Consider the following 19,502-nt stretch of genomic DNA (forward strand, 5'->3'; position numbering starts at 1 on the left):
CGGTCGAGGGTTCGTGTCGCACGCGAAGGCCGTAGAAGAGTGTCGCAGGCGAAGGTTCGTGTCGCAGGCGTAGGTCATGGAGGAGTGTCGCACGCGAAGGCGGTACAGGAGGGGAGTGCTGGTCGTGTGTTTAAGACTGCGCTGCGATGTCGCGCTTCCACTTGAGGAACTCGCTCATGTACTGCTCGATGTGCGAGCGGTCCGCGGTTCCGGCCATGAGCTCACTGACCATCATGCCCATCACCGAGCTGTTGATCCGGCGCGCGAGGTCGGCGTCGACCTGACCGAAGCGCATGATGAACTCATTGATGCTGCGCATGTTCCTCTGCTTCGCCACCACCGCTTCATCGGGCAACGCCGGGTCGAGGCTGAGCATGATCATCGTGTAGAAGCGATTGCGGTCCGTGGTCAGCCAGTTCATGCAGAAATCGACGGCGATCTCCTGTGCGGGCTTTCCACTGTCCCGGAACATGTCGGGCAGACGGTCGAGCTGCTGCGAGTTGAGGTCTCCGATGCGCCCCATGATTCCTGTGATCAGGGCGTCGCGGGTGCGGTAGACATTCGAGGTGGAGCCGACAGGCAGCTCGGCGAGGGCATCGACTGCCCGGTGGGTGAGTCCACGAACTCCCTGTTCGGCGACTACGGCAATCGCGGAGTCGGTGACGACGTCTCTTCGTGAAATCATTTCTTTCAGGCCTCACTCTCGTGAGGCACCTGCAGTACAGGTGCCTTTTGGATGGTGGATGGCCAGCGGTTGGCCACAGACTATGGCCAATGTTTGGCCGCACACTAAAACACGAATTCATAACGTTTCGTGTCGAACGGATACAGACACTACCTGCAATAGCGAAGAATTGGTATAAGACTCGCCAAACTGACAGTCGGTTCCCACTAAACGGGGCATGTCTTCGTCCCATGGGCTCTGACTCCACCTTAGTGTCATGCGCGCGAAGGTGCCACCGTCTGGCCACCAGACCCTCCTCGGCAGCGGCCACGGGACCTGCCGGCCGATTCGACCAGCGCCTCTGTGCCAGTCGGCCCGCCCGCCGCCGATCAGCTGAGCAGGCGCCTCGTCGAGTCGATGCGCGTCGGGTCGAGGAGCAGATCGATCCGGGCGCTGAGGACATGCCCCTCGGTCTCCGTCGCGACCATCGGGTGGATGACGAGCTCGCGGATCTGCGGGTGGCGTTCGACGAGGACCGAGAGCCGTTCGAGCACATTGCCCAGCGGGTCGATATTCATCGGCGGCAGTCCCCGGTACCCGAAGAGTCGCGGCGAGGCCTTGATCGACTTGATCATGTCCCCGGCCTCCCTGTCGGTGAGCGGGGCGACCCGATGTGAGACATCGCCGAGCAGCTCGGTGGTGTCCCCGGCCAGAGAGAACGACAGCAGCGGCCCAAGAAGCGGATCCTCTCCGGCGCGGATGACGCAGGGGACTCCGTGTGGGGCCATGGTCTGGACATCGACAAGGGGATCCGAGTCCCCGATCACCTGGCGGATGATCCGCTGGATCGCCGTGAAGTCCTCCCTCAGCTCCTCGGGGGAGTCGATGTTCAGCCGCACCCCGCCGAGTTCCATGCGATGGCGCAGCACATTCGTCACTGCCTTGAGCGCCACGGGATAGCCGATCTCTTCGGCAGCGGCCAGACCCTCCTCGACCGAGGCGGCCGTGATGTAGGGCAGGACCTCGATGCCGTAGCAGGACAGCAGCGCCCGGGTGTCGCTGCGTTCGAGGCGGACGGGAGTTCCCGGCCGAGCATCGGAGAGGGCGGACTCGATGATCGAGCGCACCCCCTTGTCGTCGAGGTCCTCGATCTCGAGGAACCGGCCGTGGTCTGCGGCGCGCCAGCGCGAATAGTCGGTGGCCCTGGCCAGCGCCCAGACGGCGTCCTCCGGGCCCACGTAGCTGGGCACGGTGCGAGAGACCCGCGCCCCCTCGTCATCGGTGAGGTAGGTCGTCAGTTCGTCCTTGACACCGTGGATTCCGAGGAAGCAGGCGACGGTCGTCTTCTGGGATCTGGCCGCGGCCTCTGAGAGGTGCGCTGCGATCTCCGCTTCCTCGGCTCCTGCCGAGGGGGTGAACGTGACGATGACCGAGTCGATGTCGTCGCGGGCATACATGGCATCGAGCTCGGTCCGGAATCGCTCGGCGTCGACCTCGGGGTGCAGGGAGACCGGCTCGGCCTCGACATGCAGTCCCTCCGAGCGTGAGCGTTGGACGAGGAGGGTGGCCATCGCGGCCGAATTGCCGATGACGCCGACCCGTCGCCCGGCGGGCAGGCTCTGAGTCGAGAAGACCTGAGCGAGGTCGAAGAGCTGGTGGATCGTGTCCGCCCTGATCACTCCGGCCTGTCCGAGCACCTGGTCAAGGGTGTTCGGGGCCAGGGAGGAGGTGCGCACGATGTGTCCCGGAGGCAGTTCCCTGCCCGTGAGATCGGACTTGATGACGATGATCGGTTTGACCCGGGAGACGCGGCGGGCGATGCGGGAGAACTTGCGCGGGTTGCCGATCGACTCGAGGTAGAGTCCGACGGTCTTCGTGTCCGGGTCCTCCTCCCAATACTGGAGGACGTCATTGCCGGACATATCGGCGCGGTTGCCCGCGGAGACGAAGGTCGAGATCCCCAGGCCGCGGTTCTTCGCCGCCGAGAGCAGCGCGGTCCCGAGCGCGCCCGACTGGCTGAAGAGTCCCAGCGAACCCGAATCCGGCAGGAACGGGGCCAGGGAGGCGTTGAGGGAGACATCGGCGGCCTCGTTGACGAGGCCGAACGAATTCGGGCCCACCACGCGCATTCCGTAGGCGCGGGACGTGGCGACCATTCTTCTCTGCAGTTCGGCACCCTCGTCGCCGGTCTCGGCGAAGCCCGAGGAGATGACGAGCACCGCCTTGACCCCGTGGGCCGCGCACTCCTGGACCACCTCGGTGGCCGATTCCGCGGGAACCGCGATCACGGCGAGATCCGCGGTGCCGGGAAGATCTTCGAGGGTCCTGTACGCCTGGACCCCTGCGATCTGGTCCGCCTCGGGGTGGACGACCCAGAGGTCGCCCGTGAACTTCGCCGCGGTGATGTTGCGGATGAGGAGATGGCCGGTGGAGTTGCGTTTGCGGCTGGCGCCGATGACCACCACCGAGGTGGGGTGGAGGACCGTGCGTACGCTCAGGGCCTCGGCGCGGTGCTCCCGCGAGGCCTGCACCTCGATCGAGCGTGTGGTCGGGTCGATGTCGAAGTTCACGGCGACGACCCCGTCGTCGAAGCCGCGGGTGACCTCGTAGCCGGCGGCCTGGAAGACCTGGAGCATCGAACGATTCTGGGGGAGCACCTCGGCGGTGAACTTGCGGATCCCCGATTCCCGGGCGGCGGCCGCGAGGTGTTCGAGGAGGATCGAACCGATGCCGCGTCCCTGATGGGCGTCGGCGATGTTGAAGGCCACCTCGGCGGAGGTCTCGGAGATCTTGTCGAAGCGCCCGACTCCGATGATGTCGGAGCCGACGAGCATGATCATCGCCACCCGATCCCGATGGTCGACGTTGACGAACCGTTCGAGATCACGTTTGGGCAGGCGGGGCAGCGGGGCGAAGAAGCGCAGGTAGACGGACTCCGGCGACTGAGCCTCGTGCATCCTCGACAGGGCATCGGCATCGGCAGGGACGATGGGGCGCAGATGAGCGGTTCCGCCGTCGCGCAGGACGACATCGGCTTCCCAGCCGGCAGGATAGTTTTCCATGCTCCCAGCATAAGCGGACGGCGAGAGTCCCTGACCGTACATGAACTGCAAGGTCACCGAACAGGAGCCGAAGGAACGGTGCGAAGTGGGAAGAGTCGGGCGAGTACGGCACAATAGGAGTCATGGCTTTACCCGAAGTTCTCGTCCACGATCTGCAGTCGGCCGGATACTACCCACAGCTCACACAGGGGATTCTGGCTGATTCTCTGTTCGACGAACCGGTTCTCGCGCACTTCGTCCACATCGACACTCATGTCGACATCGAATCGATTCACCGGCACGTCACCGCGTTCGTACTCACCGAGACGCGACTGCTGCTTGCGCACGTCGACGACGATCCCAACGTCGCGCCCGGCTCCAAACCGCGTGCCGTGACGAGCAGCGAAGACATCGAACTCTCACGCCTGGGCACCGTCATGGTCGGCCGGACGTTTGCCGACCCGGCCGCCTACATCCCCGGTGACAAGCCCGTCGAGGTGTCATTGACCATGTCCTGGGGCGCCTCCCGACGGATCGAAGCCTTCCCCGAGACCTGTGGGGACCCGGACTGCACAGCCGACCACGGCTACGGCGGATCCATCTTCTCCGAAGACGTCATGCTGCGCGTCTCCGCCGAAGCTGAGGGCCAGTCTGCCGTTGACCGGATCGCGGAGTTCGCCGGTAAGCTGCGTGCCGCCGTCTTCCACGCCAGGCTTCGGTCCCGCCGCTGATGGCAGATGGGACAACCTCACCCCTGACGGGGCCGCCCGACTATTCCGGGCCCATCCTCTCCGACGTGGTCCCGGCTGCGGCGCTCAGCCTCGGCGCGGGTGAGATCTTCGACGACACGGCACGGGCCAGGGCACAGTCCCTGGGACTCGACCGGGAGTCGCGGACGACGATCGTCGTCCTCATCGACGGTATGGGGGAGAGCCAGCTGCGCCAGTACAGCGGCTACACCCCTTTCTTCCGTTCCATGGCGGCCTCGCGGCGAACCCTGTCCACAGGGTTTCCCTCGACGACCGCGAACTCCCTGTCCTCACTGGCTACGGGACGTCTGCCCGGTGGCCACGGCGTCGTCGGGTATCGCGTCCTCGACCCGTCCAAGGATACTGTGTTCAACCAGCTGACCTGGGACCTCGATGTCGACCCTGTCTCTTGGGTGCCCGACGCGACCCTGTTCGAACGCCTCACCGAGGCCGAGGTCGATGTGGTCAGCCTCGGGGAGGCGAAGTTCGCCGGACGCGGACTCAACCGGGCCTCCCTGCGCGGCGGACGGTTCCGTGCCTCGAAGACGCTTGAAGAGCGCTGCGCCCAGGCCATCGAAGAGGCGAAGGCTCCCGGCCGGCGGCTCGTCTATCTCTACTGGGGCAACCTCGACAAGACCGGACACGTTCACGGTTCCAACTCCTCGCAGTGGACCGAGGAACTCGAACACGTCGATCTGGCTCTGTCTCAGCTGGCCAACGGCCTGCCGGCCGATTCGACGATGGTCGTCACCGCTGATCACGGAATGGTCGACATCGACCACACCCTGCGCCTCGACCTCGCCGATGCACCCGCGCTGCGCTCAGGGGTCAGGCACGTCGGCGGCGAACCCCGGGCAGTCCACCTCTATGCCGAGGACGGCGCCGAGGCTGACGTGTACTCGGCCTGGACCGAGACCGTGGGGGAGCGGGCACTCATCCTCAGCCGTGACGAGGCCATCCGGCGAGGCTACTTCGGCCCCGTCGACCCTCGGTTCCGGCAGCGCATCGGGGACTTCATGATCATCTGCCGCGACGAATTCGCCATCGTCGACTCGGACAACGAATCCGCCTCCGCGATCGCGCTCATCGGACACCACGGTTCGACGACGGAACGCGAGCTGCAGATTCCCCTGCTCGTGGTCTGAGCCGGGTGGCCGAGGACGAGATGCACCGCGATTCCCCGATGACCAGATGCCTCAGGAGGCCCCGTTGACCGAGCTCGAGTGGACCGAAGACGGTGCCCGACGATCGGCGACCTGGCATTCGGAGAACCAGTCCGCAGCCCCGACGCAGGTGACGGTCATCAGCGACGACATCACCGCCGATGCCGCCTACCGTCTGGCACGATCGGGGACCGCGCTGCTGTGGCGCGGGGACTATCACAACGGGCGTCAACTGCTGCAGGCGATGGACCGCCGTTTCAAGCGCCACAGTGAGCACCTTGGCGGCGGTCAGCAAGGGGCGACCGGTAGAAACGGTCGCCGCGGCGGCAAGCGTGGGACAGCCGGCAATCACGGGGCAACCGGCAATCACGGGGCAACCGGCAATCACGGGGCAACCGGCAATCGCGGTGACCTCAGCGCACTGGGAGCCTTCGAAACGCAGCGTCGCTTCATCGCCGAACGAGCCCGTCTGCTCGGTACACTCATCGTCGAACTCGATGGCGACCACCAGCTGAACCTGCGTCGCGCCCCCGATGTCAGTCTGGCCTGCGAGGCCGCCTACGGCCCGTCGACGGGACCGATGTGCGTCTCGCTGACCGAGCTGAACGGGGTGCTGAGCGCCTACCAATGGCAGCTCAAGGGCGTGTCCATTCCCGCCCTCGGCGCCGACGTCCACCCGCGCTACGGGGTATTCTCCCCGATCCGCGGAGAATACGTCGATCTGGTCGCCCAGACACCATTTCCCGGGGCCGAACCGGCCACTGATGCTTCGTCGGCACCGGAGGCGTCGGCACCACAGTCGTCCGCACCAGAGCCATCGGCACCACAGACGGCTTTCGACCTCGGCACGGGCACCGGCGTGCTCGCCGCCGTGCTGCTGCGCCGCGGTGTCGAACGGGTCGTGGCCACGGACATCAACCCGCGTGCTGTGGCCTGTGCCCAAGAAAATCTGGATCGATTGGGATTGGCTTCATCCGCCGAGGTGGTCGAAGCCGACCTCTTCCCATCAGGTCGGGCCGATCTCATCGTGTGCAACCCGCCGTGGCTTCCTGCCCGCCCGACGTCGGCCCTCGAAGCCGGCATCTACGACCCGGGATCCGATGTGCTCCACCGCTTCATCGACGGGCTAGCCGCGTATCTGAACCCGGCGGGCGAGGGCTGGCTGATCCTGTCCGATCTGGCCGAACATCTTGGCTTGCGGACCCGGGAGGCGCTGCTCGAGCGCATCACCGCTGCGGGCCTGCGCGTCCATGATCGACACGATACGACCCCGCGCCACCCCCGCGCCTCGGACACTACCGACGAACTCCACAAGGCACGCGGTGCCGAAGTCACCTCGCTGTGGCGGCTGCGCCTGGCCACCTGAGGCCACGCCACTTGGGGCCACGCCACTTGAGGACAAGCCACCTGAGGTCGAGCACTCCTCCCACCGAGCGTGAGACTCACATGATGAACCTGCGCGTCCCATGTCCGCGGCGGACGATAGGATGGCGAACGTGACTTTTCCTCGTGTTGGTGTCATTGGCGGCGGCCAATTGGCACGTATGCTTGCCCCTGCCGCAGAAGCCCTCGGCATCCGCTTCTCAGTTCTCGCTGAGACCGCGGACGCCCCGGCCACCCAGGTCATCAATGAGGTGAGCGTCGGAGACTATACGGACTTCGCGACCCTCAAGGCCTTCGCCGAGACCGTGGACGTGGTCACCTTCGACCACGAGCATGTTCCTCCGGAACACCTCCAGGCCCTCGCCGAGGCGGGTCACGCGATCCGCCCGGGACCGCAGGCTCTCATCTTCGCTCAGGACAAGATCCTCATGCGCCGACGCATGGACGAACTCGGACTGCCGAACCCCGCCTGGGCAGAGATCACCTCCCGCAGTGACATCGAAGCCTTCGCCGACCGAGTCGGGTACCCCTTCATCCTCAAAACACCTCGCGGCGGCTATGACGGCAAGGGCGTGCGAGTCATCGACAGCCTCGACGAGGCTGCAACCTGGCTTGACGAGGTCGGGCAGCTGCTGGCTGAAGAAAAGGTCGACTTCACCCGCGAACTCGCCGTGATGGTCGGACGCTCTCCGATGGGGCAGACCGCGGTATGGCCCGTTGTGGAGACCTGGCAGCAGAACGGGGTGTGCAAAGAAGCAGTCGCACCGGCACCGGGACTGGCAGCCGAGAAGTCGAAGGAGATCACCGAGGCGATCCTCAAGGTCGCCGGAGCCCTCGACGTCACCGGTGTGATGGCCATGGAGCTGTTCGAGACCGCGGACGGCTTCCTCATCAACGAATTCGCCATGCGACCCCACAACACCGGCCATTGGACCCAGGACGGGGCGGTGACAAGCCAGTTCGAACAGCACCTGCGCGCGGTCCTCGACCTGCCCCTGGGCAGCCCCGCAGCTCGGGAGGACGTGTCTGTGATGGTCAACATCCTCGGCGCAGACCACGAGGACCTCTACCATCCCTATCTCCATGTGATGGCTCATGACCCCGCGATCAAGGTCCACCTCTACGGCAAGGGTGTGCGCCCGGGCCGAAAGGTCGGCCACGTCAATGCCTACGGACGCGATGCCGCCCTGGTGCTCGCTCGCGCCCGCCATGCGGCGGACTTCATCGCCGGCGTCGACGTCGATCCGCACCCGCAGATGCCGGCTCCGACCGACCTCGACGCCAACGCCGGACCGTCGACCGACGACACCGGCAGCAGCGATGCCACCCGCGACGAAAGGGACTGATATGTCGACAGATGATGGGAACTCAGGGGCCGCCTCGGCGAAGGAATCTGCAAATTCCGGCTCAGCCGTCGTCGGAATCGTCATGGGCTCGGACTCGGACTGGCCGACGATGAAGGCCGCCGCAGAAGCGCTCGACGAACTCGGCATCGACTCCACCGCCGAGGTCGTCTCCGCCCACCGTATGCCCGAAGACATGGTCGAATGGGCCAAGACCGCAGCCGACCGCGGCCTGCGCGTGATCATCGCCGGCGCCGGGGGAGCGGCCCACCTGCCCGGGATGATCGCCTCAATGACCTCACTGCCGGTCATCGGCGTGCCGGTCCCATTGAAGTACCTCGACGGAATGGACTCGTTGCTGTCCATCGTGCAGATGCCCGGCGGGGTCCCCGTGGCCACCGTCTCGATCGGCGGGGCGAAGAACGCAGGCCTGCTGGCGGCCCGCATCCTCGGCGCCGGCGACACCGACTCCGCGGCGCAGATCCGGCACCGTCTCGATGAACATCGGAAGTCCCTCCGGCAGGTCGCTCTCGACAAAGGGCAGGCTCTGCGGCGATAATAGAACTACTTAACGAGCGATCAGTAATAGGAGAATGATGTTCGACCTCTACCAGCCCAGCGAAGAACACGAAGAGATTCGCGCCGCCGTGCGCAACGTCGTCGAGAAGAAGATCACCCCCTTTGCCGCCGAGGTCGACGCCGACTCCCGCTACCCGCAGGAAGCCCACGACGCACTGGTTGAGACCGACTTCTTTGCCGCACACATTCCCGAAGAGCACGGCGGCATGGGTGCCGATGCACTGGCTGTGGCCATCATCATCGAAGAGGTCGCCCGTGGCTGTGCCTCGTCCTCGCTCATTCCGGCCGTGAACAAACTCGGCAGCATGCCCGTCCAGCTCGGGGGCAGCGAAGAGATCAAGGCGAAGTACTTCCCACAGGTCGCCCGCGGCGAGGCCGGGTTCTCCTATGGCCTCTCCGAGCGCGAAGCCGGCTCCGACACCGCCTCGATGAAGACTCGTGCCGTCGCAGACGGCGATGATTGGATCCTCAACGGTGTGAAGACCTGGATCACGAACGCCGGCGTCTCCGAGTACTACACGGTTATGGCTGTGACCGACCCCGACGGTGCACGCGGTCGCAACATCTCCGCCTTCGTCGTGGAGAAGTCCGATGAAGGATTCACCTTCGGTGAGAAGGAGCGCAAGCTCGGCATCAAGGGCTCGCCGACACGTGAGCTCCTCTTCGACAATGTCCGTCTGCCCGGCGATCGCATCATCGGTGATCCCGGTGAAGGGCTGAAGATCGCCCTGCGAACCCTCGACCACACGCGCGTGACTATCGCCGCACAGGCCGTGGGCATCGCGCAAGGTGCACTCGACTACGCGATCGGCTACGTCAAGGAACGTCAGCAGTTCGGCAAGAACATCGCCGAGAACCAGGCCATCCAGTTCATGCTCGCCGATATGGGCATGAAGCTCGAAGCCGCCCGCCAGCTCACCTACACCGCGGCAGCCAAGAGCCAGCGCATGGACGAGGACCTCACGTACTTCGGTGCGGCGGCGAAGGCCTTCGCCTCGGATGCGGCCATGGAGATCACGACCGACGCCGTGCAGCTGCTCGGCGGAGCCGGCTACGTCGTCGACCACCCGGTCGAGCGGATGATGCGTGATGCGAAGATCACACAGATCTACGAAGGCACGAATCAGATTCAGCGCATGGTGATGGGGCGCAAGCTCATCGCCTGATGCCACACCCGCCTCGGCGGGAAAGAATCCGGACTTCGAGGAGGAAGGCCACTGCCAGCAGGCGGTGGCCTTCCTCTGTGTCCTGGGTCTGCAGGGGAGGGCGGGGCAGGTCTGTGACGGGGTCTGCGAGGGGGTTCGTGTGACCAAGTCCACCTGTCACCACGCGACATGCGCAGGTGAAATGTGCCGGAATCCCGGGTTCTCACGCGCCACAATGGATGAACACAGTGGACTCTCCAGAAGGTTTGGCACAGTGGACTGCGTCGCTGCGGGCTTCGGACCCGCGCGTGTGGCCATCACAGCAACGAGCACGAAGCAAAGGTAGGTCAGTGGCCGAAACGAGATACGTCGACCCCATCCATCACCCGTCGTATGCCTCACAGCCGACGCGTGATGTGCGGGCGTGGATTCTTCTCCTGATCAGCGTGCTCATCCCCGGGGGTGTGCAGCTGCTGTTCCGGTCTCGCCGCTGGGCAAAGGTCTCGCTGTCGATCACCGCGATCAGTTGGATCCTCGCGATCATCGCGCTCGTGGTGATCATCATCGATAAGAAGTTCCTCTTCACGATCGGCACGAACCCGATCCTGCTGACATTCCTCATCATCTGGCTTCCGGTCATCGCGATCAATTGGATCGTGTGCCTCTTCGACACGCTGCGCCGGATCAAGCTGGTCACGCTCTCGGCAAGAGCCCGCAAACGCTTCCTCGCTGCATTCTGTGCCCTCGTGCTCATCGTCGTGGGCCCCTTGGCCTGGGGCACGACGCTGCTGGACTCCCAGCGTGGGCTGATGGCCGATCTCTTCTCCTCGGGCAAGGCGGCGAAGCCCGTCGATGGGCGCTACAACATTCTTCTGCTCGGATCTGATGCGGGCAAGGGGCGCACCGGCATCCGCCCGGATTCGCTGTCCTTGGTCTCCATCGATGCGAAGACGGGCAAGACCGTCATCGTCGGCCTGCCGCGCAATATGGAGAACGTGCCGTTCCCCAAGGACTCACCGCTGCACAAGTACTACCCGCAGGGGTACAACTGCGGTGATGAATGCCTGCTCAACGCCGTCTTCCAGCAGGGCGAGCAGCACAAGGACGAGTTCGAGAATCCGAAACGGGCCGGCGAGCAGGCCACGATGGATGCCGCCTCGGCGATCACCGGACTCGAAGTCCAGTACTTCGCCATGGTCAATCTCAAGGGATTCGAGAACCTCATCGACTCTCTGGGCGGCATCACGCTCGTCTCCGGCAAGCGTGTGCCGATCTCCTCAAAGGTCGATCCGACCACGGGCGAACACGGACCGGTCAAGGGCTGGATCGAACCGGGCAAGCAGAAGCTCGACGGCTTCCACGCCCTGTGGTTCGCCCGTTCCCGTGAGTTCTCCAGCGACTACGAGCGCATGATCCGGCAGCGCTGTGTCCAGACCGCGATGGTCAAGCAGCTCGATCCCGCCACGGTGCTGACCCGATACCAGGAGATCGCCAAAGCCACTCCGGGGGCCCTGGCCACCGACATTCCCTCCTCCGAGGTCGACGACTTCGTGGACCTGGCGTTGAAGGTGAAGTCGCAGAAGATCGAGTCGCTTGACCTCACTCCGCCCAACGTGACACCATCTGATCCTGATTTCGACGCCGCCAGGACCTTGGTTGCGGACACCATCGAAGAGTCGTCCAAAGACGCTGAGAAGGACAAAGGCGCTCAGACGGCCCCCGGCGGCTCTGCCGGAGCCGTTGCTGGGGTCAACGCAAGTCTTAGGACTGTTGGGAGCGTGGGCGGAACCAATCCGCAGATCAGTGCGCAGGGCAGTGCCGAAGGCGGCTCTGACGAGGACAAAGAGAGCGCGGAGAGAGAAATCTGCTACGTGCCCTGAGGCAGACATCACGTTCCCGGAGCACGGTGGTTCTGTCCTCAGTGAGAATCTGCAGCAGATTCCCGGAAAAAGTTTCTCTCGGTGTGTCCCGTGTAAACACTGGGAACCACACCCGTGTAATTTGCTTATTTTGTTATTTGGCTAGTCTGACACGCCGTATATGTGTAACAATTTTGAGATGTTGGGATTACCCACCGTCCTGCCAACGGTGAGATGATTCCAGGGCCTGAACTTCCCTGACTTCCTCGAAAAGGCTGTAACGATGAAATACTTATTGCCCACAGTCGCGGGCTGCGCTTCGGTCGCACTCGTCGGCACCTTAGCGGTCACGGCACCGACTGCCTTCGCGGCATCGACAGAGCCAGAAGTGACCCAGAAGGCGCTGAGCGTGAGCGAAGACGGACTCAACGTCCCCGGCGCCCGCGATTCCAGTGATTCCACTGCCACCGCCGCCAACCAGAGCGCAACGAGCAACCTGCCGAACATCTTCAAGTCGCAGACCGCTGTCGCTTCGACGAATGTGCCAGACATCGTCAACGTGAGTGCGGGTGCTTCGGCCGCTGCATCCACGGGGTCGGTCAATCCGGTTTCTGCCAGCCTGTCTTCCCCAGAGAGCGGCAACGGATCCGCAGGTGCCCAAGACTCCGCCCCGGCGGCTGAACCGTCGGCACCGGCTGCGGAGCAGGAGGAGAAAGACGGCGCGTCAGAGGACGCGAAGTCTGAGAACTCCGAATCGTCCGAGGACTCGAAGGACAGCGACGACATCTCGGGCTCAGTGCGTCAGAAGACCGAGGACGGCGTCAACATCGCGCTGATCTCCGACGTCCTCGACGTGCCGACGAACAACCCGAGCCTCATCGGCTTCACCTTCTCGCAGTCGAAGTCGAACATCCGGATCCAGGTCCGCGTCAAGAGCGGTTCTGAATGGGGCAACTGGCAGTCACTCGATGAGGAGCAGAAGGAGCAGGCGAAGAACGAAGGCTCCGAGCCGTTCACCGTCAACCGCGCTTCGGGTGTGCAGATGCGCATCCTCGGCGACAAGGCTCCCAGCGACGCCGAGCTCGTCCTCGTCGACCCGAAGCAGAATCCCAACGATGCTGCTGCTGTGGCCGAGAACGACCCAGTAGAGCTCGAGCCACAGAACTCGACCTCATCCGACAGTGCGGCAGACACCGCTGAGTCGACTCCCGACTCGAGTGCGGATTCTGCGAGCACCGAGACCGCGGCCGCTTCAGGCCAGGCCGAGGTCACCAATCAGAACTACGTGCCCGGATCTTCATCCGTGAGCACCGTCGCGAAGTCCGCCAAGGTGCCGAAGCCGAAGATCGGCTCGCGCAGCTCCTGGGGCGCCAAGGCATACAAGGGCAGCCCGGACTACGCCAGCAGCGTCAAGCAGGCGGTCGTCCACCACACAGCCGGCTCCAACAGCTACTCGGCTGAAGACGTCCCGTCGGTCCTGCGCGGTATCCAGTCCTACCACCAGTCGGGCCGCGGCTGGAGCGACGTCGGATACAACGTCATCGCCGATAAGTACGGTCGTCTCTGGCACGCACGCGGCGGCGACATCAAGAAGGCCGTTATCGGTGCCCACGTGGCCGGACACAACACCGGAACCTTCGGCATCTCAGTGCTCGGCTCCTACGACAAGTCGGCTCCGCCGAAGAAGACCCGGGACGCTGTCGCCTCGGCGATTGCCTGGAAACTCTCGCTCGATGGTGTCAAGCCGAGCAAGTCGACCGTCGTCGCGCACCGCGACCTCGCGAACACCAGCTGCCCCGGTGACGCCTTCTACTCCAAGATGGGCGAAATCCGCTCAACTGTCACCGACATCATGACCTCCGGTGATCTGCCGTCCGATGAGAAGAAGGACGACGACAAGAAGGACGACAGCAAGAACAAAGACGACGGTAAGAAGGACGACGGCAAGAAGGAAACGCCGAAGCCCAAGACCGCGATCGAAAAGTACGCTGCCGACCACAAGAAGGAACTCGGCAAGGCCACTGGCAAGGAACACGATGTCAAGGGCGTAGCCGGAGCACGTGCTCAGACTTACGAGAAGGGCAACGTCTACTGGTCCAAGAAGACCGGTGCGTACCACCTGACCGGAGCAATCAAGAACTCGTTCAAGGGTGACGTTGTCACCCAGTTGGGACTGCCCACCTCGCAAGAGAAGGGCGGTCTGAAGGACGGGGGATCGGCACAGTCGTTCCAGAAGGGCAAGATCTACTGGTCGAAGGACACCGGTGCTCACTACACCACCGGCACCCTTCTGAAATATTGGGGTGACAAGGGGACCATCAAGGGTCACCTCGGTTACCCCGAGTCGGACCCGGTCTACAAGGACGGGCGAGGCGAGCAGCTCTTCGAAGGTGCTCGACTCGTCTGGGCCGAGGGCTACGGAACCACAGAGTTCTCGCCCACAGGAACGATCGACGGCGGTGTCGTCGACAACAACGGTCCGGGTGATTCTGAAGACGCCAATGCTTCCGGTGGTGCCGATGCGTCGGCACCGCCGGGGGACAGCGCCACAGATGGCGGTTCGGCTGCAGACTCCGGGGAAGGTTCTACAGACGACAAAGACGCCAAGGGTGACGACAAGGATTCCAAGGACGACAAGTCCAAGGACGACGACAAGTCCAAGGACGACGATAAGTCGAAGACCGAAGAGCCCAAGGGCGATTCGAAGGGTGACGACAAGTCGAAGGACGACAAGTCCAAGGACGACGACAAGTCCAAGGACGATAAGAAGGACGACAAGTCGAAGGACGACAAGTCCGATGACAAGAAGGACGACAAGAAAGACAAGCCGTCCAAGGCAGAGAAGATCCAGGCTCAGCGTGACTCCATCATCAAGGAGGCGAAAGCCCACCTCGGTGTGAAGTACGTCTGGGGCGGTACGTCGCCGACGAAGGGCTGGGACTGCTCGGGGTACACCCAGTACGTCTATGGCAAGCACGGCATCAAGCTGCCGCGCACAACCAGCCAGCAGCGCAACGCCGGCACGGTCATTCCGGCCAGCGAAGCGAAGGCTGGCGACATGATCTGGATCCCAGGTCATATCGGCATCATCTCGGAGACGAAGGGTCAGATGTACGACGCTGGCTCGACCCGGACGAACACGACGAAGCGCAGCTACAGCTGGATGCTCGATCGTGGAGCAAAGGTCATCCGCGTCGTCGGCTGATGACAGCAGCATCGCCTTCATCGGGCGAGACTGCACATGCCTCGTGGCCGGTTCCGAAAGGGACTGGCCACGAGGCATTTCGCGTGCCACGAGGCGTTTCGTCTATGGGGTTCAAGCACAGCCCCGCTCCGGATCTCCAGAGACTGATGCCGCTGCCGGCCATCCGAACTTATGAGGTCAACCCCACCGGCCTGTGCATTTGCCCTGGTAACACCCGGTGAATTGCAGATGTCCTGGCCTGAACAGTCAGTGAAGCCACTTCCGAAATCGGTGATTAGTCGAGGTGAACGCGCTAACGTGGAGAAGCACACACGGCATGTGTGTACATCCGATGATTCCAGCCGAAGGGGACCAAGACAGTGCGTCGATTGCACAACACGGTCAAGAATTTCGCGTGGGGCAGCACGGACGCGATCCCGGCAATCCTGGGTACCGCACCCGACGGCACTCCCTGCGCCGAGCTCTGGCTCGGAGCTCATCCCCTCAGCCCCTCGCGGTTGGACAACGGACAGTTCGATCAGCAGAGCTCGACTCACCGGTCGGCGCAGCAGGGCTCATCGTCATCTGTTGATGTGAAGACGAACAGCACCACGGTCGGCCCCAACCTCATCGAATACCTTGCCGGTGATCCTGCCGGACTGCTGGGCCACGACTCTGTTCAGGTCTTCGGGCCACGTCTGCCCTTCCTTCTCAAGGTTCTCTCCGCGCAGAAGGCACTCTCCATTCAGGTTCACCCGAACCCCGAGCAGGCGGCCCTCGGGTTCGCCCGCGAGGAATCCGAAGGTCCCGACCTCGATTCCCCGACGCGCAACTACAAGGACCCCTCGGCCAAACCGGAACTCATCTACGCTCTGACTGAGTTCCACGCCTTGACCGGTTTCCGGTCCCGCAAGGCCGTGCGCTCCACCTTCGAACGCCTGCTGTCGCTGTCCCTGTCGCCGACCTCACTGGACTTTCTGGGTGATGTGCTCTCGGCGCTGAAGTCCGTCACCGAAGCCAAGGCCTTTGCCAGGGCCGTCGAGCTCGTCCTCGGTGACTCTCGGTCCGCAGGATTTGTCGACGAGGTTGCCGGACAGGATCTGGCAGAACTTCCCGACGGCCATATCAGCCGTTCGGGCACGGCAGTTGACCCTGCAGAGACCTTCCAGGAACTCGTTGCTGACTACCCGTCCGATCCCGGTGTGCTGGTGGCGCTCATGCTCAACCGCGTGCACCTGCAGCCCGGTGAGGCCCTGGCGATGGAATCCGGCGTCCTGCACGCCTACCTCGGCGGGACCGGGATTGAGGTCATGGCCTCCAGCGACAACGTTCTGCGCGGGGGACTGACGAACAAACACATCGACATCCCCGAACTGGGCAAGGTCGCAAAGTTCACTTCCGCCAAGCCTCGGATGGTCGAACCCGACCGTGACGGAATCCTCCTCGGGGCGACTGAGGACTTCGCACTGCAGTCGCTGCGGTGCCCTCGACTGACTCAGATCGAACGCCGCGGCGCCAGCATTGCGCTGTGCACCTCGGGAAGCATCACACTGACGTCGCTCGGGTCCACGGTGACACTGACACGTGGTCAGAGCGTCTTCATCGCGGCGAACGAGCCCACAGTGACCGCTGACGGACACGGCGACCTGTTCGTGGCCACCACCGGCCTCGACAACTCGCTGCCCTTCGCCTGAACTTTCCGCAGCTGGTCAGAGACTACTCGCAACTGGTCTGAGCCGACTGCGTATCGGCACCACGCACTGTGAGCAGCAAACCACCCCTTTGCTGAGGTGCCTTTTGGCACGGAGTGTAGGCGGTGCAGAACGAACTGTTGTCTGTGATGGTAACGGGGTGCTCAGCGACCAACAGGGTGTTGAGTGGCTTGCGGTGCGTGGTGAGTCTGGTCGCCGCTGCGCTGATCGCCTGCGACCATCCTGCGAAGCGCTCTCTGCAGACGGCACAACATACCCGCAGCACAGTGCTCCCTTGTGCCTTCCCTGCACAGCGCTCCTGACATACGGAAGAGTGGCACACGGAAGAGGCCGTCCTCGGCCGAATTCCTCTGAAGGAATCGGCCCAGGACGGCCTCTCATCAAACTGCCGGGACGATCAGACCTAGCGCCTCTGCCGCGCCGCTAGTCACCTAGCGTGACCGCGGCGCGCCGACCATCCGGCCGACATCCGAGAGTCAGCGTCTCAGGCTGCGTCGACGGAGATGGTGGCGACGTCGTCGGGGACGTTCACCTCGGCGCCGGTCTTCTCCTTGACCTCTTCGACGGTGACTCCGGGAGCCAGTTCGACGAGGGTGAAGGAATCTCCACTGACGTCGAGCACGGCGATGTCGGTGATGATGCGGCTGACGACGCCCTTGCCGGTCAGAGGCAGCTCGCAGCTCTTCAGCAGCTTGTGCGAACCGTCCTTGGCGACATGGTCCATGATGACGATGACGCGCTGCGCACCGTGGACGAGGTCCATGGCACCGCCCATGCCCTTGACCATCTTGCCGGGGATCATCCAGTTCGCGATGTCGCCGTTCGTTGCGACCTGCATCGCGCCGAGGATCGCGGCATTGACCTTGCCGCCGCGGATCATGCCGAAGCTGGCTGCGGAATCGAAGTACGAGGCACCGGGGGCCATCGTGACGATCTCCTTGCCGGCGTTGATGAGGTCGGGATCGATCTCGTCCTCAGTCGGGTAGGGACCCACGCCGAGCAGACCGTTCTCCGACTGGAGGACGAGGTCCACGCCCTCGGGCAGGTAGTTGGGCACGAGGGTCGGCATTCCGATGCCCAAGTTGACGTAGCTGCCGGCTTCGAGCTCTTGGGCCGCGCGGGCCGCCATCTGGTTTCTTGTCAATGACATATCGGCTCCTCAGGCTTCGCGAACGGTACGTTTTTCGATGGGCTTGTCGGCGACCTGTTCCGGGGTCAGCTCGACGACGCGGTGGACGAAGATGCCGGGCACGTGCACGTCATCAGGATCGATCTCGCCCGGTTCGACGAGCTTCTCGACCTCGGCGATGGTGATTCGAGCCGACTGGGCGGCTGGGGGATTGAAGTTCCTGGCTGAGGAGTGGAAGACGAGGTTGCCGTGGCGGTCTCCGACGGCGGCGCGGACGAGCGCGTAGTCGGGTGCCAGTGACTCCTCGAGGACGTATTCCTTCTCTTCGCCGAAGGTGTCGAAGACGCGGGTGTCCTTGGCCGGTGATTCCTTGACCACATTGCCCTCAGCGTCGTACTTCCACGGCATGCCGCCGTCTGCGACCTGGGTGCCGGCTCCGGTGATCGTGTAGAACGCGGGGATTCCGGCGCCACCGGCGCGCATCTTCTCTGCCAAGGTTCCCTGCGGGGTCAGTTCGACCTCGAGCTCGCCGGAGAGGTACTGGCGTGCGAATTCCTTGTTCTCACCGACATAGGAGGCGATGATGCGTCGGAGACGGTGGTCGGCGAGCAGCAGGCCCAGGCCCCGCCCGTCGACTCCGGCGTTGTTCGAGATCACTTCGAGGTCCTTGGCGCCCTGTTCCTTGATCGCGCGGATCAGGAACTCTGGGACACCGACGACACCGAAACCGCCCACGGCGATCGATGATCCATCTGCAATATCGGCTACCGCCTCGGCGGGCGTATCAACTACTTTGTCCATGAGCCCAGTCTGCCACGGACCTCGCCGAGGCTGCTCGCCAGGTCCGCAACGCGAGCGTCGTCCATGCCATTGGCCAACACAGATTCACCCCCGCGCAGGAGGTGATCCAGGAACGTCGCCCACTCCTGCGGTTGCGGGGTTGAGTTCGCCACCAGGATGCCGGAGCCGGAATCATCGGCCGGGTCGGCCCACGCGATCTCCTCGTCACCGACGAGGAGCGTTCCGGTGGCCTGCAGTCGCCGAGGTGTGACATCCGGGTAGGCCCGGATCGCTGAGTTCACATCGATGAAGTCCTCATCGACCGGTGTGCTCAGCGCCAGCGCGGGCGGGTTGTAGACGAAGACCTCTTCTGCCGCGGCCAGGCGCTCATCGTTCTCATGGCCCAACGGCACCAGCGCGTGGAAGTCACCGTCGAGCGCGGTGGGTGTGTCCGCCGAGGCGGCCGCGCCGTCTGCCTGATCCTCTTGAGATCCAGCTCCGAGGACGACGCGACCATCGGCGAGGAGGACACTGAGGATGGCGACGAGCTCGCGCCAGTGCAGTCCGGCAGGCATTGGGACGAAGAGCGTGAAGTCGGGGCCGAGCCCATAGTCTCCGAAGAGTCCGACTCCCTTATTCACCCAGTTCGCCACGACGGGACCGGTGAGGTCGAGTCGGTCATAGTCGGGCCCGCGCCAGAACAGGACGGGTCCGCCGGTGCGGCTGATGATGGAAAGATCCACGAGGCAGACCTGCTTTCTCGATATACGT

General features: G+C 63.9%; 14 protein-coding genes. 9 read left to right on the plus strand and 5 right to left on the minus strand.

What is annotated here, in order from left to right:
- Positions 1 to 130: 130 nt before the first annotated feature.
- Together CXR25_RS07185 and CXR25_RS07190 are read right to left on the minus strand one after the other, a co-directional pair.
- On the minus strand, positions 131 to 685 hold the full coding sequence (locus CXR25_RS07185) for a TetR/AcrR family transcriptional regulator (RefSeq protein WP_009884548.1): 555 nt from the start codon (positions 683 to 685) through the stop codon (positions 131 to 133).
- Between the two features lie 368 nt (positions 686 to 1,053).
- Positions 1,054 to 3,726, minus strand: coding sequence for a bifunctional acetate--CoA ligase family protein/GNAT family N-acetyltransferase (locus CXR25_RS07190; protein WP_114384663.1), 2,673 nt, complete (start codon positions 3,724 to 3,726; stop codon positions 1,054 to 1,056).
- A 122-nt stretch (positions 3,727 to 3,848) separates the two neighbouring features.
- Here CXR25_RS07190 and CXR25_RS07195 point away from each other — a divergent pair, with 122 nt between their 5' ends.
- From CXR25_RS07195 to manA, 9 genes are all read left to right on the plus strand, one after another.
- Positions 3,849 to 4,436: a DUF5998 family protein gene (locus tag CXR25_RS07195; protein WP_009884546.1), complete on the plus strand. Its 588-nt coding sequence runs from the start codon at positions 3,849 to 3,851 to the stop codon at positions 4,434 to 4,436.
- Complete coding sequence (locus CXR25_RS07200; RefSeq protein WP_009884545.1) at positions 4,436 to 5,599, plus strand: alkaline phosphatase family protein; 1,164 nt, start codon at positions 4,436 to 4,438, stop codon at positions 5,597 to 5,599. Before CXR25_RS07195 ends, CXR25_RS07200 begins: the two co-directional genes overlap by 1 nt.
- A 64-nt stretch (positions 5,600 to 5,663) precedes the next feature.
- On the plus strand, positions 5,664 to 6,983 hold the full coding sequence (locus CXR25_RS07205; RefSeq protein ID WP_338027637.1) for a methyltransferase: 1,320 nt from the start codon (positions 5,664 to 5,666) through the stop codon (positions 6,981 to 6,983).
- Between the two features lie 121 nt (positions 6,984 to 7,104).
- Positions 7,105 to 8,346, plus strand: coding sequence for a 5-(carboxyamino)imidazole ribonucleotide synthase (locus tag CXR25_RS07210; protein ID WP_083248704.1), 1,242 nt, complete (start codon positions 7,105 to 7,107; stop codon positions 8,344 to 8,346).
- Position 8,347: 1 nt separating this feature from the next.
- Positions 8,348 to 8,902, plus strand: a complete 555-nt coding sequence (gene purE / locus CXR25_RS07215) for a 5-(carboxyamino)imidazole ribonucleotide mutase (RefSeq protein WP_009884542.1) — start codon at positions 8,348 to 8,350, stop codon at positions 8,900 to 8,902.
- Positions 8,903 to 8,939: 37 nt separating this feature from the next.
- Complete coding sequence (locus CXR25_RS07220) at positions 8,940 to 10,088, plus strand: acyl-CoA dehydrogenase family protein (RefSeq protein ID WP_029417529.1); 1,149 nt, start codon at positions 8,940 to 8,942, stop codon at positions 10,086 to 10,088.
- A 329-nt stretch (positions 10,089 to 10,417) separates the two neighbouring features.
- Positions 10,418 to 11,947, plus strand: a complete 1,530-nt coding sequence (locus CXR25_RS07225; RefSeq protein ID WP_096160904.1) for an LCP family protein — start codon at positions 10,418 to 10,420, stop codon at positions 11,945 to 11,947.
- 262 nt (positions 11,948 to 12,209) lie between these two features.
- Complete coding sequence (locus CXR25_RS07230; RefSeq protein WP_241212398.1) at positions 12,210 to 15,131, plus strand: NlpC/P60 family protein; 2,922 nt, start codon at positions 12,210 to 12,212, stop codon at positions 15,129 to 15,131.
- A 359-nt stretch (positions 15,132 to 15,490) separates the two neighbouring features.
- On the plus strand, positions 15,491 to 16,804 hold the full coding sequence (manA, locus tag CXR25_RS07235) for a mannose-6-phosphate isomerase, class I (protein ID WP_009884538.1): 1,314 nt from the start codon (positions 15,491 to 15,493) through the stop codon (positions 16,802 to 16,804).
- A 502-nt stretch (positions 16,805 to 17,306) separates the two neighbouring features.
- Here the strand turns inward: manA and CXR25_RS07240 are convergent.
- The 3 genes from CXR25_RS07240 to CXR25_RS07250 are packed head-to-tail and all read right to left on the minus strand — an operon-like array spanning position 17,307 to position 19,474.
- Positions 17,307 to 17,972, minus strand: coding sequence for a CoA transferase subunit B (locus tag CXR25_RS07240; RefSeq protein ID WP_114384667.1), 666 nt, complete (start codon positions 17,970 to 17,972; stop codon positions 17,307 to 17,309).
- A 9-nt stretch (positions 17,973 to 17,981) separates the two neighbouring features.
- Positions 17,982 to 18,752 carry a CoA transferase subunit A gene (locus CXR25_RS07245; RefSeq protein ID WP_114384668.1) on the minus strand — a complete coding sequence of 257 codons (771 nt, stop codon included), beginning with the start codon at positions 18,750 to 18,752 and terminating at the stop codon, positions 17,982 to 17,984.
- A complete protein-coding gene (locus CXR25_RS07250; RefSeq protein WP_096146730.1) occupies positions 18,740 to 19,474 on the minus strand; it encodes a hypothetical protein in 735 nt (244 codons plus the stop codon). The genes CXR25_RS07245 and CXR25_RS07250 overlap by 13 nt, the downstream gene beginning before the upstream one ends.
- Positions 19,475 to 19,502 lie beyond the last annotated feature (28 nt).

This window comes from Brevibacterium aurantiacum (genome assembly GCF_003932995.1).
GTDB lineage: Bacteria > Actinomycetota > Actinomycetes > Actinomycetales > Brevibacteriaceae > Brevibacterium > Brevibacterium aurantiacum.